The organism is Pseudomonas sp. NMI542_15 (assembly GCF_021283425.1).
Taxonomy (GTDB): Bacteria; Pseudomonadota; Gammaproteobacteria; order Pseudomonadales; family Pseudomonadaceae; genus Aquipseudomonas; species Aquipseudomonas fortuita.
The window spans coordinates 313282-326586 of sequence record NZ_JAJSRO010000002.1 but is presented as its reverse complement, the minus strand read 5'-3'; the positions used below and the strand labels follow the sequence as shown (position 1 = coordinate 326586).

Genomic DNA, 13305 nt, shown 5'->3' with positions numbered 1-13305 from the left:
CGGGCCGGGGCAACTCGGCCCATACAAAAAACCTGTGCAAGGCATAGGTAAATCCTTCCGCTCTCAGCACCCACTCGCCGCTGGTCAGGGGTAAAGTGTCAGGCATGATCCCAGTCTGCCCAGACCAGCGTCAGAGAGGTACCCTGTGGCTGCCTATACCTTGCGACAACTGAAGTACTTCGTCACCACCGTGGAGGCCGGCAGCGTGGCTGAGGCCTCGCGCCAGCTGTACATTGCCCAGCCGTCCATTTCCACGGCCATCAAGAGCCTGGAAGAAAGCTTTGGTGTGCAGTTGTTCATCCGCCACCACGCCCAAGGCGTATCACTGACGCCCAGCGGCAAGCGCTTCTACGCCAAGACCCGGTCGCTGCTGCAGATGGCCCATGAATTCGAGCAGAACGCCCTGGCCGACAACGACACCGTGGCGGGGCAGATCGACATTGGCTGTTTCGAAACCGTCGCACCGCTGTATCTGCCGCGGCTGATCGCCGGCTTTCGCCAGCGTTACCCCGGCGTGGATATCCGCCTGCGCGACGGCGAGCAGCAGGAGCTGATCCAGGGCTTGACCGCCGGCACGTTCGATCTGGCGTTTCTTTATGATCATGACCTGGACGGCACCATCGAAGCCGAGCCGTTGATGCCGCCGCAAAAGCCCTACGTGCTGCTGCCGGAAAACCACCGCTTTGCCGGCCAGGCCCACGTGTCGCTCCGCGACCTGTGCCCGGAGCCTATGATCCTGCTGGACGTGGCCCCCAGCCGCACCTACTTCGTCAGCCTGTTCAACGAGATGGGCCTGACGCCGAACATCGTCTTCAGCTCGCCGTCGATCGAGATGGTGCGTGGCATGGTCGGGCAGGGCTTCGGTTTTTCGCTGCTGGTGACCCGGCCGCATTCGGAATTCACCTACGACGGCCAGCGTCTGGCCATCCTGGATATCGCCGAGCCGGTGGCGTTGTCGGGGCTGGCGGCGGCGTGGTTGAAGCGGGTGCAACTGACCAAGCCTGCACAGTTGTTTGTGGAGTTTTGCCGGGAAGAACTGGCGAAGTTCTGAGGCGGGCATGCCGTGCGGCACGCACTAGCAGCGCCAGGATCTGATCATCTGTGAGTACTGCGACACGGTGTACCAGCGTGCGCCACTGCTCAAGCACGAGCGCGCCTTTTGCCGGCGATCCCCGGTATCGGCCTGCTGGCCTTGGCCGCGTTGAGCATGCTGATCATCCATATCGCCGGCAAGGATATTCGCGACTTGTGGGTGCAGGTATGAATGACCCGGCCAACGCCGACGAGCTGGGCCTGTGCCTGTGCCATGGCTGCGGCCAGGCCTGTGAGCTGAGTAGCGGCGCTCACAGATGCACCCGCTGCGGTGCAGCCATCCACCGACGCAAGGCCAATGCCATCACTCGGGGCTGGGCGTTTCTGCTGGCGGCGTTGGTGTTCTATATCCCTGCCAACCTACTGCCGGTGATACACACCCAAATGCTTGGCAGTGGCAGTGAAAGCACCATTGGTGGTGGCGTGCTGGAGTTCTGGGAGGCCGGCGCCTGGGACATCGCGCTGATGATCTTCATTGCCAGCTGGGTGGGCCAGCGGGTGGCGGCACTGCGGCACTGCGGGTGGACGTACAGCGCTTCGATACGGTGCCGGGGCGCTATGCCTCGCTGGACGCTGTGTGGCGGCTGAAGCGGGTAGGGCAGGCTGAGCTGACCTGCCGCACCTCGGTGCAGACGGTGGCTGACAACAGCATCACCAGCCTGGTGAATGCGCATCAGGCCAACCTGCGCAAGCTGGCCGAGGCGGTGCGGGGCAGTGCCGGTCGGGGTAGCTGCTTGCAAGCTGGCTGAAGGCCTGTCGTCAACCCTGCGTCGCTTTGCGTAGCGGCACCTCACGCAGCAGCCAGGACAGTGCGAAAGCCACGCTGGTGATCGCTGCGGCCAGCAGGAACACGCCATGCATCGCCCCGGAAAATGCCTGCAGGTAGCTGTGCTGCAGGGCGGCGGGCAGGGCATGCACGGCAGCTGGCGAAAGGCTTGCGGCTCCCCCGGCACTGGCGGCGAAGTCACTGCCCAGGCCACCCAGCAAGGCATGCGAGAACAGGGCGCCGAACAACGACACGCCAATGGCGCCGCCAATCGAGCGGAACAAGGTGGCCCCTGAGGTCGCCACGCCCATGTGGCGCAACTCGACGCTGTTCTGCACGGCCAGGATCAGCACCTGCATGACCATCCCCAGGCCGGCACCCAGCAAGCCCATGTACAGGTTCATCAGCGCCATGGGGGTATCCAGCTCCAGCCGGCTGAGCAGGCCCAGGGCAATGGCTTGCAGCAACGTGCCGAGGATCGGGAACACCCGGTAACGCCCCCAGCGGCTGATCAGCCGCCCGGTAATCGCCGACACCACCAGCAGGCCACCCATCAGCGGCAGCATCTGCAGCCCGGCGCTGGTGGGCGTGGCGTCCTTGACTACCTGCATGTACAGCGGCAGGAAGGTGACCGCGCCGAACAGCGACACCCCGACGATGAAACCTATCAGCCCGGCAAGCACGAAGGTACGGTGACGGAACAGGTGCAGCGGCATGATGGGCTCGGCGGCGCGGCGTTGTTCCAGGACGAAGCCGACCAGGCCGATCAGGGCGAACAGCGAAAGGCAAAGCATGTCCAGCGACTGCCACGCCAGCAAGCTGCCGCCCAGGCTGGTGATGAGTACAAGGGCCGCCAATGCCACGGTAAGAAAGAACGCGCCGATGTAGTCCACCGTATGCCGTACCAGGGCCACGTGCGGGCGGAAAACACTGCCGATAACCAGCAGCGCCAGCAGGCCCAGGGGCAGGTTGATGTAGAAGATCCAGTGCCACGACAGTTGCTCGACCAGAAAACCGCCGATCAGCGGCCCTACCACGGTGGCCAGGCCGAACACGCCACCGAACAGGCCCTGGTAGCGGCCACGTTCGGCAGGCGGGATGACATCACCGATGGCGGCCATCGCCACCACCATCAAGCCGCCGCCACCCAGCCCTTGCAGGGTACGGAAGACGATCAGCTGGGCCATGTCCTGTGCTGCGCCACACAAGGCCGAGCCCAGCAGGAACAGCACAATGGCCACCTGCAGCACGCGCTTGCGGCCGAACTGGTCACCGAACTTGCCATACAGCGGCACCACTACCGTGGAGGCCAGCAGGTAGGCGGTGACCACCCACGACAGCCAGCGCAGCCCACCGAGGTCGCTGACGATGGTTGGCAGTGCGGTCGAGACGATGGTCTGGTCGAGGGCGGCCAGGAACATCACCAGCATCAGCGCTGCCAGCAGCAGTGGAATGGAGGTTTGCGCGTCCGTTGCGGCGGGGGAGGTATCATTGGATACAGGTTGCACGGTGCTTACCTCAGCTGGGTGTGGCGTTGGCCTGGGCATGCTGCTGGCCAGCGTCCTGCAGGCCTGCAAGGGCAAAGCGGTAAAGCTGCACAGCAACGGCCTCGCTGGGCATCTGCAGAATTTCGTGCAGCGCCCCGGAGCCGCCGCGCGGGCCGATCAGCAGCATTGCCCACGGCGCTGTGACGCACAGGATGCAGCGGGTCAGGGCCGGTTCGTCGACGGGGATGGTGCTGACCTCGCTGAACAACCCCTTGAGCAGTGACAGGCGCAGGGGCGCGGCCGCCTGCAGATGCGCCTGGCCATGAGGGCTGGGGGCGAGGATTTCTGCGGCCAGTACCCGCAAGTGCCAGTTGTCCCGGGCCTGCGTGGCCTTGTAGACCACCAGTTCCACCAGCACGCGCAGCTTTTCGGCCGGTGTCTGGCTGCCTTGGGTGATGCGTTGCAGGTCGCTGAGGTCGAGGAAGCGTTGGCGGGCCTCGTCGAGCACGGCCAGGTACAGGCCATTGCGGCTGCCAAAATGGTAATTGATCGACGCCAGGTCGACCTCGGCCTTGGCCGCGACGGCCTTGTTGCTGGTTTCGGCGTAACCCAGTGCGGCGAACAGTTCGCCGGCGGCTTCGAGGATGCGCGTACGGGTGACGGCGCCGTCCTTGCGGGGTTCGCGGGGGGCTGCGGACATGGTGGGTACTCTGCAAACCAGGAATGTGGGCAGAGCGTGGCTGAGACTTAATCTAAAATCAATTTAAATTTAATTTATACGGCAAACGGCCTGTCGCGATTCTTGTAGGAGCAGCCTTGTGCTGCGAAGCGGCCGGTACAGGCCACGCATCCGTATGCCTCCAATACCGGCCTCTTCGCAGCACAAGGCTGCCCCTACACGTGACGATCTACTGGTGATTACTGGCCGTTTCCTGCACCTGCCCGGGCTTGTCCAGTGGCAGGTGGTCGAACTCGCGCAAGCCATCCTTGCGGTACGGGTCACCAATCCAGCGTGGTGCCACGACAAATTCCGTGCTCACCAGGCTCTTGGCCGGCTCAAAGCGGTCGTAGCTCAGCCCGGCCAGGTCGGACAGGGTATGGATCAGGTGCGAACTGCTGTAAGGGCGGCTGGCCATCGCCTGCAGGTCGCGGGGGTGCTCGGCCTGCCAGCGTGGCGAGGTCCACAGCAGGAACGGGATGGTGTACATCGGCCGGGTCGGTGCGCCTTCGTTGCGCCCCAGGCGGTCGTGGTTACCGGAGCTGTACACGTCTTCGCCGTGGTCAGACAGGTACAGCAGGAAGCCATTGGGGCTGCCGGCCGCATAACGCTTGATCAGGCTCGAAACCACGTAGTCGTTGTAGCGCACCGCGTTGTCGTAGAAGTTGTAGGTTTCTACCTGGTCTGGCGTCAGCACTTTCGGTACGCCTTGGCCATCGGTGAAGTGCGCGTAGTCGTTCGGGTAGCGGAAGCGATAGTCCATGTGCGTGCCCAGCAGGTGCACAATGATGAACTTGTTTGGCGCCGGGTCTTGCAGGGCCTTCTCGAACGGCGCCAGCACCACGTCATCGTACTGGCTGGCGTTCTGGTTGCGCTGGTTGTTCAGGTAGACCGGCGCGTCGGTCTGCTGCGAGAAGGTGGTCAGCATGGTGTTGCGCTTGGTCATGGTCTGCTGGTTGGTGATCCAGAAGGTCTTGTAGCCTGCCTGTTTCATCAGGTTGATCAGCGAGGGATCGGTAAGGAAGCGGTCCGGGTTTTGCTCGTTGCCAAAGGTGAGGATCTGCTGCATCACCTCAATGGTGTACGGGCGTGGGGATACCACGTCGCGGAACACCGTCAGGCCCTTGTCGCTGGCCGCCAGTGCGTCGAGGTTGGGTGTGGTGTCGCGGTTGTAGCCGTATAGGTGCATGTGCTCGCGGGTGGTGGACTCGCCCAGCACCAGCACCAAGGTGCGTGGCGCCGTACCGCTGCTGTCACGCAGGTTTTGCAGAGGCGGTAACGCGGCATTCTGCGCCAGCAACTCCTGCATGTTGTCCAGTTGCTGGCGGTACTGACGGTAGCCCACCAGCAGTTGCCAGGGCACGGCGGGCTCCATGCGCTGCTGCACCTTCTCGGCGGCATCGGCGAAGTTGCGCTCCTGGGTGACCATCTGCTTGTAGAACGGGTACACCAGGTTGGCCACCAGCAACAGGGCCACCACCGGCAGGCGGCTGCGCAGGGGCAGGCTGACCGGGCGCACGCGCTTCCACAGCAGTACCGCACCCAGCGTGTACAGCAGCAGTGCCAGGCCCAGCCACACACTGAAGTACTGGCTGAAGTATTCACCGGCCTCGGCGGTATTGGATTCGAACATCACGAAGATGACGCTTTGCGAGAACTCCTGGCGATAGATGCCGAAGTAGCTCAAGCCCACCAGCGATGCAGCCCACAGCACCAGGCCGATGACGGCCGCCGTGGCACGGGTGAAGCGGGGCAGCAGCAACACCGGGGCCAGCCACAGGCTGCTGAGGAAGAACGCATCGCGAAAACCGGCGAAGCCGGTAGTACCGCTGAACAGCAGCAATGCCTGGGTGACGCCAGAGAAGTACCAGAAGAACAGCAGCAGCCAGCCCAGGCCGGCCCAGTCCACGCGCGTGCGCACGGTGGGGGATGTAGTGTGTGACACGTATGCCTCGTCGTACCTTGACGGCCAGCGGATGTGCCCGTGACCTTAAAGGGCGTGACGCTAATGTGCGGCGTGTGAAAATAACGTCAACGTGGCGACTGACAGGGGCTGGCCGGTTACCCGGCGCCATGTTTACTGGCGCAATACGCAGACCACACAGGTACTATGTGGTCTGCTAAACCGCACTGACAGGCCCTGTGGATTATGAATCGTCGAAAGAAAATCAAGCAGCTATTGGAGGCGCATGCCAAGAAGGCCAATGCCAAACTGGCGCCGCGCAAGCCCAAGTACATCTGCAAGGCAGACCGCTTGAAGATGGAAGCAGAGGCGGCGGGGGATACCCCTGATGGAGCGCAAAGCTGATAGCGGAATTGGAAACTTACCCTGTGGGAGCGGCCTTGCGTCGCGATAGGGCCGCATAGCGGCCCCAGATTTCAACGTCACGGCAACCCTTGCCGGGGCTGCTTTCACAGGTACTGCATAAGTCTGAAGCTTGCGCTGTACCTGTGGGCGCTGGCCAGGCGGCGATGAGGCCAGATCAAGCAGCACCAGACAGCTGTCCCACAGAGCGTGCGACCCGCATCAGGCGTGATGGTCAACGGCGGTAATAACGGTAGTCGCCATGGTGGCGCTGGTGCATGGCCCGCTCATGGCGGCGCTCCCAATCACGGCGCCGTTCCCAATCACGGCGCCGCTCCCAGTCCCGCCGGGCTTGCTCCCGCCGCCACTGCTCACGGCGCCAGTCGCTTCTGTGGTCATGCCAGCGGTCGTCGTCGTGAGCCAGCAGCGTGGCCGGCTGTGCATTGGCTACACTGGCCACCCTCGACCAGGGGTTGGCGGCAGGCTGTAACGGTGACTGAACCGCAGGCGCCATCGCCACCGGTGCTTTCATTTGAGTTGCGGATGCCGTGCCCACCGCCGCGAACGAGAACAGGCCGAGCAGCACCAACCTTGCGACATGTATTTTCATGAGCGAAGCCAACCTCTGATAACAATTGAGCCATCTGGCCAGCAGGTGTGGACGAACCTTGTCTCGCGTTCCGCTACCTTTCTGTGCCTCCCACATAGACCGGCAAACGGGAAAAAGTTCGCTACAGCAACAACTTGTAGAAATTTATGATGCCTGGTCACTACGTTCCACAAGCCTGACTGTGCGCGTGCAGCGATCTACTGTTCATTGGCTTGCGAACACTTCTCGCAGGTGTGCCCGGTAACTGTCGAACGCGGCAATCGTACCCACAATGACCTCGGCCTCTTGCTCGTCAGTCAGCACCAGGCCATCAAGCCTGGCCACGAACTCGCGCCAGTGCAACGCGCGCCCATCGGGGTGCGGTGCCAGGTGGCGGGCACCCTGATCGCCATCCAGGCCCAGGCGCTGGGTTTGCTTGAACAGGAACGCCGCCCCCAGGTTCGAGCCTTCACTGCAATACAGCCATCCCAGCGCCTGGGCCGGGCTGGCGCTGACTTGTCGAGGCGGCGCTGGCAGCGACAGGCCCAGGTCACGCAAGTCGTCCTCTACTGCCGCGAAGCGTGACAGCGCCACCAGGCCCGGCAGGCGCTGGTTGAGTTGGTCATCCTGGTAAAGCGCCACTAGGCTGCCATGAAAACGGTGCTGCACCTGCAGAAAGCGGCCATAACGCTCGTGGCTCTCGAAGGGCCGGGCCGCCATTACCAGTTGATCAACGCTGTCATGGTCCCGGCTGCTAGCCGCTTTCAGGCGTTGGCAGCGGCTCGGCTGCAAGAGGTCGGAGTGTACAGCTGTCATGGGTGTATCCGTGGCAAGAAGGCAATGTGTCAATCATGCTTGCCAGCAAGGGTAGGCGGCAAGCGCGAGCGAGAGCCCCGCACGTCGGTGGGTCGAAAAAACACCAGCCCTTGGGCTATAGGAGCGGCTTGCCCGCGACTGATTTAACATGGCTGACGCATTCAAGTTCCCCAGGAGCCAGTCATGAGTACCCTACAGTTCCGTACCCCCACCGTTGCAGACGCCGAGCGCTGCTACGCCATTGAAATCGGCGCCTATGAAGGAGATGAAGCGGCCACGCTGGAAAAAATCCGCACCCGCATCGCGCAGTATCCGCACGGCTTCCTCATCCTGGAAAACATGGGTGAAATCGTCGGCTTCATCAATAGCGGTTGCGCCTACGAAGTGGTCATGTCTGATGAAGACTTCAAGGAACTGGTCGGCCATGACCCGGCAGCACCGAACGTGGTGATCATGTCGGTGGTGGTGGACCCTGCGCACCAGGGCAACGGTTACGCCAAGCGGTTGATGGACGAATTCATCGCCCGCATGAAGGCGTCAGGCAAACAGACCATTCACCTGATGTGCAAGCAGCAGCATGTGGCGCTGTACCAGAAGATGGGATATCAGTACGTCAAACCGTCGCCTTCGGACCATGGCGGCATGGCCTGGCATGAAATGATCCTCGCGCTGTAATCCATGGGCCAGGATCAGGCCGATCGACCGAAAAGACCGTGGATCATTTCCCTGAGCCAGCGGTTGCCACTGTCTTGGTGATAGCGCGCATGCCAGTGCTGTTTCACGGTGAAGCCCTCCACAGCGAATGGGCAGTCGTGCACTTGCAGGTCGTGCATGTCGGCAAGGGTCTGGCCGATATGCCTTGGTAGGGTGGCGACCAGGTCGGTGCTGCCAACGATCATCCCCAGCCCCAGGAACGCCGGGAGATCCAGCACGATCCGGCGCTCTATACCCGCCCGGGCCAGCCCCGCCTCCAGCAACTTCTGGCCGGTGCCTGCGCTGATCTGTACATGGCCTTCGGCTTGGTAGCGGGCCACGTTCATGCCATGGGCGAGGCGCGGGTGCTGGCGATTGCTCAGGCACACCCAGTCCTGATCGAACAATACCTGCTGATACATCCCGCCTCCCAGCCAGGGCACAAAACCAATGGCCAGGTCGGCCTCGCCCGACTCCAGGGCACTTTCGCTATTGCCGTCGATGCGCGCCGCCTCCAGGCGAATGCCGGGGGCATGGCTGCGCAGGTAGTTGAGGATGCTCGGCAGCAAGGTGATATGGCTGGCATCGCTGACACACAGGCGAAAGTGTCTTTGCGCGGTGGCGGGTGTGAATTGCGGTTCCCACGCCGTCAGCCGACGCAGCGATTCGAGTACTTCGCGGCAGGGCCCGATCAACTGGTCGGCGCGCGGAGTCGGGGCCATGCCACCGGGGGTGCGGACAAATAACGGGTCGTTCAGTTGCTGACGCAGGCGGGCCAGCCAGATGCTGATGGTTGGCTGGCTTTGGCCCAGCTGCTCTGCGGCACGCGTAACGCTGCGGCAGTGATACAGCAGGTCGAACAGTTGCAGCAACTTGGGCTCGGGCAGGGCATCGGCGGCACTCATTATTGCAATTCTCAATAGGTGTATTGAGGCCATTGTATAGCCCGATCGGGAGACGCTGCATAAGGTAATCGCAAACCACAGGAGGTCTGCGATTTGAAAATCTGCATTCTGGGTGCCGGTGCCCTGGGCTGCGCTATTGGCGCGGCGTTGAGTGAGGCCGGGCACCAAACCTGGCTGCTCAACCGTGGCCGTGAGCATGTCGAAGCCATCAACCTGCACGGTTTGCAAGTACAGGACGAACACGGCGAGCGGCAAGTACGTGTCAATGCCACCACCGCTGCCAACGACGTGGGCGTGGTTGACCTGGTCGTAGTGTTGGTGAAGTCGTTCCACACCGCTGAAGCGATGGGCGGTGCCACAGCCCTGCTCGGGCCGCAGACGCTGGTACTGTCGCTGCAGAACGGCCTCGGGCATGAAGACATTCTGGCCGAGGTCGTCGGCAGAGCGCGAGTACTGGCGGGCAAAACCTATGTCGGCGGTGTGTTGTTGGCACCGGGTTCGATCCGAGCTGGCGTGGCGGGTAAGCACACTTACATCGGTGAACTGGACGGGCAACTGACGCCTCGCGTGCAGGCCATCGCCGAGGCCTTCAATGCTGCGGGGCTGGCCACCACGGTCAGTGACAATATCCTCGGCACCATGTGGGACAAGTTACTGGTGAATGTCGCAACCGGCGCGCTCAGCGGTATCACCATGCTCAGTTATGGCCAGCTGTACAGCGAACCGTTGCTCGAGAGCACCGCCAAGGCTGCCGTGGCCGAGGCAATGGCCGTTGCACAACGGGCCGGTATCAGGCTGGGCCTTACCAGCCCAGATGCGGCATGGGCACTGGCCGCCGAGGGCCTGCCGGCAAGCTTCCGTACCTCGATGCTGCAGAGCCTGGAAAAAGGCTCGATCACCGAAATCGACTTCATCAACGGCTCCGTCGTGCGCTGGGGCCAGCGCCATGGCGTTGCCACCCCCGTCAACGCGACCTTGGTGGCCTGTATCAAGGGCATTGAACGCGCGATGGCCGATCACCAGAAAAGGGATAACCCATGAGCCAGCCGAAAGCCTACCTCGAACACGTTGCCTTCTGGGTGCGCGACATTCAGTGGCATATCCGTTTCTTCAACGAAGTGTGCGGTATGGCCCTGCGAGAAGCGCAGGGCGATGTCGAGCAGCCCACGCAGTACTGGACGCTGGGCGGCCTGCAGTTCATTCACCAGCCTGACTTCGCCGGGCCGGAGGGGCGCATGGCCCACCTGGGCATCATGTGCGAGGACCTCGAAGCCGCCCTTGCCGCAGCCCAGCGCTTCGGCGTCAGCGAAATGCCTCAGGGCCGCAACTGGCTGCGCCTGCCGGACGGTCTGGCGGTTGAGTTCATCCAGGCCTCGCCGGCCACTTGCGTCGCCCAGGCACTGGCCATCGACCCGCGTGCGGAGGTATCGGCATGAGCGTAGTGGAGAAATTCTGGGACGATGCCCGCGAAGGCGATGAATGCCTCAGCCCCACCTACACGGTAACCCGCGAGCGCATCCTGGCTTACGCCGACCTTACCGGCGACCATACCCCGGTCCATGTCGATGAGGAATACGCCAATGCCAGCCATTTCGGCTGCCTGGTCGCCCACGGCTTGTTCGGGTTGTCGATCGCCGATGGCTTGAAGACCCAATGCCAATACCGCTTCGTGCCAGGCATGTCGCTGGGTTGGACGTGGGATTTCGTACTGCCGATCAAGGTCAACGATGTGCTGCAGGTACGCATGCGCGTGGGGTCGATGCGTCCCAGCAAAAGTCGCCCGGGCTGGGGCATCGTGGTTCTGCCGTCGGAACTGATCAACCAGAATGGCGAGGTCGTGCAGCGCGGTGAGCACCGCCTGATGGTGACAAGGAGGGCAGAAGCATGAGCCAGGCGTTGCCTTTGGCGGGTATCCGCGTCATCGACTACAGCCACTTCCTCGCCGGCCCTTATGTGGGCCGCTGCCTGGCCGCGCTGGGTGCCGAGGTGATCAAGGTCGAACGGCCGGGCAGCGGCGATGCCGGGCGCCAGCATGCGTTTACCCTGGACGAGCAGCAGAGCGGCTACTTCCTGCAGTTGAACATGGGCAAGCAGGGCGTCAGCGTCAACATGAAGGACCCGCGTGGCAAAGCCTTCATGCAACGCCTGACCGATTCGGCCGACGTGTTCATCGAGAACTATCGTCCAGGTGCCCTGGACAAGCTTGGCCTTGGTTATGCCGAGCTGTCGGCGCGTAACCCGCGTCTGGTTTACTGCTCGATCTCCGCCTACGGCCACACCGGGCCTGATGCCCACCGCGCCGGCTTCGGGCTGATCGCCGAAGCCAAGAGCGGCATCATGCAGATGGTTGGCGTGCCGGGCGAAGCGCCGCCGTTGCTGCGCATTTCCCTTGGCGACATGTACACCGGTATCCATGCTGTAGCGGCGATCAACGCGGCGCTGCTGGGCAGGGTCAGCTCTGGACGCGGACAACATATCGACATGGCCCTGTACGACACGCTGGTGTCGATGCACGAGTATGCGGTGCAGTGCTACACGTTGTCGCAGGGCACAGTGCTACCCGAGCAGACAGGCCATGACATGCCGACCTCGACCCTGTATGGCGTCTTCCGCGCAGCCGATGGCGACCTGGTCATCGCCGCTCAGGTCGACGACGCCTGGCAGCGCTTCGCCGCCATGGTCGAGGCCAATGGCGGCCCGCCTGGGTTCGGTAGCGATGGCCGCTACCATACGCTCAATGGCCGCAATGCACACCGCGAGGCGATTCTGGCGGTAGTCCGGGATTGGGTCGGCGTGCGTCGGGTCGCCGACATCTTGCAGCTGCTCGATGGCATCGACATTCCCAGCGCCAAAGTGCAACGCATTGATGAAGTGCTGGCCGATCCGCAGATTCAGGCTCGCAACATGGTCATCGAACAGCAGCACCCGCGCTACGGCACCTTGCGCCTGGCCAATCTGCCGTTCCGCTTTTCCGACTGCGATACCACGATCCATCAGGTTGCCCCGGACCTTGGCCAGCACAATGCCGAGGTCGCTGCGGGGCTTGGCTTCAGTCCCGAAGAAATCACCGCCATGCAAGCGGCCGGTGTGCTGTTCACCCACGGAGATGCACGATGAGCGACCGCTATGCAGTGATTGGCCGACCGATCAACCACACTAAATCCCCGTTGATCCACGGCCTGTTTGCCCAGGCCAGCGGTCAGACCCTGGAGTACGGCGCGATCGAGGGCGAGCTCGAGGGTTTCGAGACCCAGGTGCTGCAATTTTGCAGTGCTGGCGGGCGGGGCATGAATATCACAGCGCCATTCAAGCTGCGCGCCTTCGAGCTTGCCGACCGGCGCAGCGAGCGGGCTGAGCTGGCGCGGGCGGCCAATGCGCTAAAGTTCGAGGATGGCCATATCTTCGCCGAGAACTTCGATGGCATCGGCTTGCTGCGGGATATCGAAGAGAACCTCGGTGAGCCGCTGCGCAACCGTCGGGTGCTGATGCTCGGCGCCGGTGGTGCGGTTCGTGGCGCGTTACTGCCCTTCCTGCAGGCTGGGCCCAGCGAGCTGGTACTTGCCAATCGCGACATGAGCAAAGCCCTGGCGCTGCGCAACGAGCTGGATCACCCAAGGTTGCGTATCAGCCGTTACGAAGCGCTGGAAGGGCAAACGTTCGACATCGTGATCAATGCCACTTCTGCCAGCCTTGTCGGTGAACAGCCGCCGTTACCTGGCGGGGTATTTGGCGGCACGCGGCTGGCCTACGAACTGGCGTATGGCAAAGGCCTCACGCCTTTCCTGCGCCTGGCCGGGGAGCGGGGTGTGACACACCTGGCCGACGGCGTGGGCATGCTGGTCGAACAGGCGGCAGAAGCGTTTGCCTGGTGGCGCGGGGTGCGGCCCGATACGCGTGCGGTGATTGATCGCCTGACGATCCCGCTGGAGTAAGG

14 protein-coding genes and 3 pseudogenes are annotated in these 13305 nt (G+C 62.9%); 11 read left to right on the top strand and 6 right to left on the bottom strand.

Going from position 1 to position 13305, the window contains the following annotated elements; all coding sequences use genetic code 11:
- Positions 1 to 145: 145 nt before the first annotated feature.
- From LU684_RS04790 to LU684_RS04775, 4 genes and pseudogenes are all read left to right on the top strand, one after another.
- On the top strand, positions 146 to 1051 hold the full coding sequence (locus LU684_RS04790) for a LysR family transcriptional regulator (protein WP_016486077.1): 906 nt from the start codon (positions 146 to 148) through the stop codon (positions 1049 to 1051).
- Between the two features lie 99 nt (positions 1052 to 1150).
- Positions 1151 to 1264: pseudogene (locus tag LU684_RS04785) on the top strand (paraquat-inducible protein A); the annotation flags it as partial.
- A pseudogene (locus LU684_RS04780) lies at positions 1261 to 1575 on the top strand (paraquat-inducible protein A); the annotation flags it as partial. The pseudogenes LU684_RS04785 and LU684_RS04780, both read left to right, overlap by 4 nt.
- Positions 1569 to 1841: pseudogene (locus tag LU684_RS04775) on the top strand (ABC-type transport auxiliary lipoprotein family protein); the annotation flags it as partial. The pseudogenes LU684_RS04780 and LU684_RS04775, both read left to right, overlap by 7 nt.
- A 10-nt stretch (positions 1842 to 1851) precedes the next feature.
- Here the strand turns inward: LU684_RS04775 and LU684_RS04770 are convergent.
- The 3 genes from LU684_RS04770 to LU684_RS04760 all read right to left on the bottom strand — a co-directional run bounded on the left by LU684_RS04770 (position 1852) and on the right by LU684_RS04760 (position 6008).
- Positions 1852 to 3366, bottom strand: coding sequence for an MDR family MFS transporter (locus LU684_RS04770; RefSeq protein ID WP_016486081.1), 1515 nt, complete (start codon positions 3364 to 3366; stop codon positions 1852 to 1854).
- 10 nt (positions 3367 to 3376) lie between these two features.
- A complete protein-coding gene (locus LU684_RS04765) occupies positions 3377 to 4045 on the bottom strand; it encodes a TetR/AcrR family transcriptional regulator (RefSeq protein ID WP_023047286.1) in 669 nt (222 codons plus the stop codon).
- 208 nt (positions 4046 to 4253) lie between these two features.
- Complete coding sequence (locus LU684_RS04760; RefSeq protein ID WP_080641008.1) at positions 4254 to 6008, bottom strand: phosphoethanolamine transferase CptA; 1755 nt, start codon at positions 6006 to 6008, stop codon at positions 4254 to 4256.
- 204 nt (positions 6009 to 6212) lie between these two features.
- Between LU684_RS04760 and LU684_RS04755 the strand changes: the two genes are divergently transcribed.
- Positions 6213 to 6371: a DUF2986 domain-containing protein gene (locus LU684_RS04755; RefSeq protein WP_082421970.1), complete on the top strand. Its 159-nt coding sequence runs from the start codon at positions 6213 to 6215 to the stop codon at positions 6369 to 6371.
- Between the two features lie 232 nt (positions 6372 to 6603).
- On the opposite strand, the gene LU684_RS04750 is transcribed toward LU684_RS04755, so the two are convergent.
- The gene (locus tag LU684_RS04750) at positions 6604 to 6978 is read right to left on the bottom strand and encodes a hypothetical protein (protein ID WP_031311767.1); all 375 of its coding nucleotides are present in this window, start codon (positions 6976 to 6978) and stop codon (positions 6604 to 6606) included.
- Between the two features lie 204 nt (positions 6979 to 7182).
- Positions 7183 to 7773 (bottom strand): biliverdin-producing heme oxygenase, encoded by a 591-nt coding sequence (locus LU684_RS04745; protein ID WP_016486086.1) that lies wholly within the window; start codon positions 7771 to 7773, stop codon positions 7183 to 7185.
- Between the two features lie 183 nt (positions 7774 to 7956).
- Here LU684_RS04745 and LU684_RS04740 point away from each other — a divergent pair, with 183 nt between their 5' ends.
- A complete protein-coding gene (locus tag LU684_RS04740; protein WP_016486087.1) occupies positions 7957 to 8448 on the top strand; it encodes a GNAT family N-acetyltransferase in 492 nt (163 codons plus the stop codon).
- A gap of 14 nt (positions 8449 to 8462) precedes the next feature.
- On the opposite strand, the gene LU684_RS04735 is transcribed toward LU684_RS04740, so the two are convergent.
- Entirely contained in the window at positions 8463 to 9371 is a 909-nt protein-coding gene (locus LU684_RS04735) for a LysR family transcriptional regulator (protein WP_060516341.1), read from the bottom strand.
- 93 nt (positions 9372 to 9464) lie between these two features.
- Here LU684_RS04735 and LU684_RS04730 point away from each other — a divergent pair, with 93 nt between their 5' ends.
- Genes LU684_RS04730 through aroE form a run of 5 tightly spaced genes read left to right on the top strand, consistent with a single transcriptional unit; the run spans position 9465 to position 13303 of the window.
- Positions 9465 to 10412 (top strand): ketopantoate reductase family protein, encoded by a 948-nt coding sequence (locus tag LU684_RS04730; RefSeq protein WP_016486089.1) that lies wholly within the window; start codon positions 9465 to 9467, stop codon positions 10410 to 10412.
- Entirely contained in the window at positions 10409 to 10807 is a 399-nt protein-coding gene (locus tag LU684_RS04725; protein ID WP_016486090.1) for a VOC family protein, read from the top strand. The genes LU684_RS04730 and LU684_RS04725 overlap by 4 nt, the downstream gene beginning before the upstream one ends.
- Positions 10804 to 11259: a MaoC family dehydratase gene (locus tag LU684_RS04720; RefSeq protein WP_232894209.1), complete on the top strand. Its 456-nt coding sequence runs from the start codon at positions 10804 to 10806 to the stop codon at positions 11257 to 11259. The genes LU684_RS04725 and LU684_RS04720 overlap by 4 nt, the downstream gene beginning before the upstream one ends.
- Complete coding sequence (locus LU684_RS04715) at positions 11256 to 12488, top strand: CaiB/BaiF CoA transferase family protein (RefSeq protein WP_210668114.1); 1233 nt, start codon at positions 11256 to 11258, stop codon at positions 12486 to 12488. The genes LU684_RS04720 and LU684_RS04715 overlap by 4 nt, the downstream gene beginning before the upstream one ends.
- Positions 12485 to 13303 carry a shikimate dehydrogenase gene (gene aroE, locus LU684_RS04710; RefSeq protein WP_145914392.1) on the top strand — a complete coding sequence of 273 codons (819 nt, stop codon included), beginning with the start codon at positions 12485 to 12487 and terminating at the stop codon, positions 13301 to 13303. Before LU684_RS04715 ends, aroE begins: the two co-directional genes overlap by 4 nt.
- Positions 13304 to 13305: the final 2 nt, after the last annotated feature.

Coding starts and splice junctions, on each gene's coding strand:
- LU684_RS04765 (WP_023047286.1), bottom strand. CDS start 4,045: ATGTCCGCAGCCCCCCGCGAACCCCGCAAGGACGGCGCCGTCACCCGT.
- LU684_RS04755 (WP_082421970.1), top strand. CDS start 6,213: ATGAATCGTCGAAAGAAAATCAAGCAGCTATTGGAGGCGCATGCCAAG.
- LU684_RS04750 (WP_031311767.1), bottom strand. CDS start 6,978: ATGAAAATACATGTCGCAAGGTTGGTGCTGCTCGGCCTGTTCTCGTTC.
- LU684_RS04745 (WP_016486086.1), bottom strand. CDS start 7,773: ATGACAGCTGTACACTCCGACCTCTTGCAGCCGAGCCGCTGCCAACGC.
- LU684_RS04740 (WP_016486087.1), top strand. CDS start 7,957: ATGAGTACCCTACAGTTCCGTACCCCCACCGTTGCAGACGCCGAGCGC.
- LU684_RS04735 (WP_060516341.1), bottom strand. CDS start 9,371: ATGAGTGCCGCCGATGCCCTGCCCGAGCCCAAGTTGCTGCAACTGTTC.
- LU684_RS04725 (WP_016486090.1), top strand. CDS start 10,409: ATGAGCCAGCCGAAAGCCTACCTCGAACACGTTGCCTTCTGGGTGCGC.
- LU684_RS04720 (WP_232894209.1), top strand. CDS start 10,804: ATGAGCGTAGTGGAGAAATTCTGGGACGATGCCCGCGAAGGCGATGAA.
- LU684_RS04715 (WP_210668114.1), top strand. CDS start 11,256: ATGAGCCAGGCGTTGCCTTTGGCGGGTATCCGCGTCATCGACTACAGC.
- aroE (WP_145914392.1), top strand. CDS start 12,485: ATGAGCGACCGCTATGCAGTGATTGGCCGACCGATCAACCACACTAAA.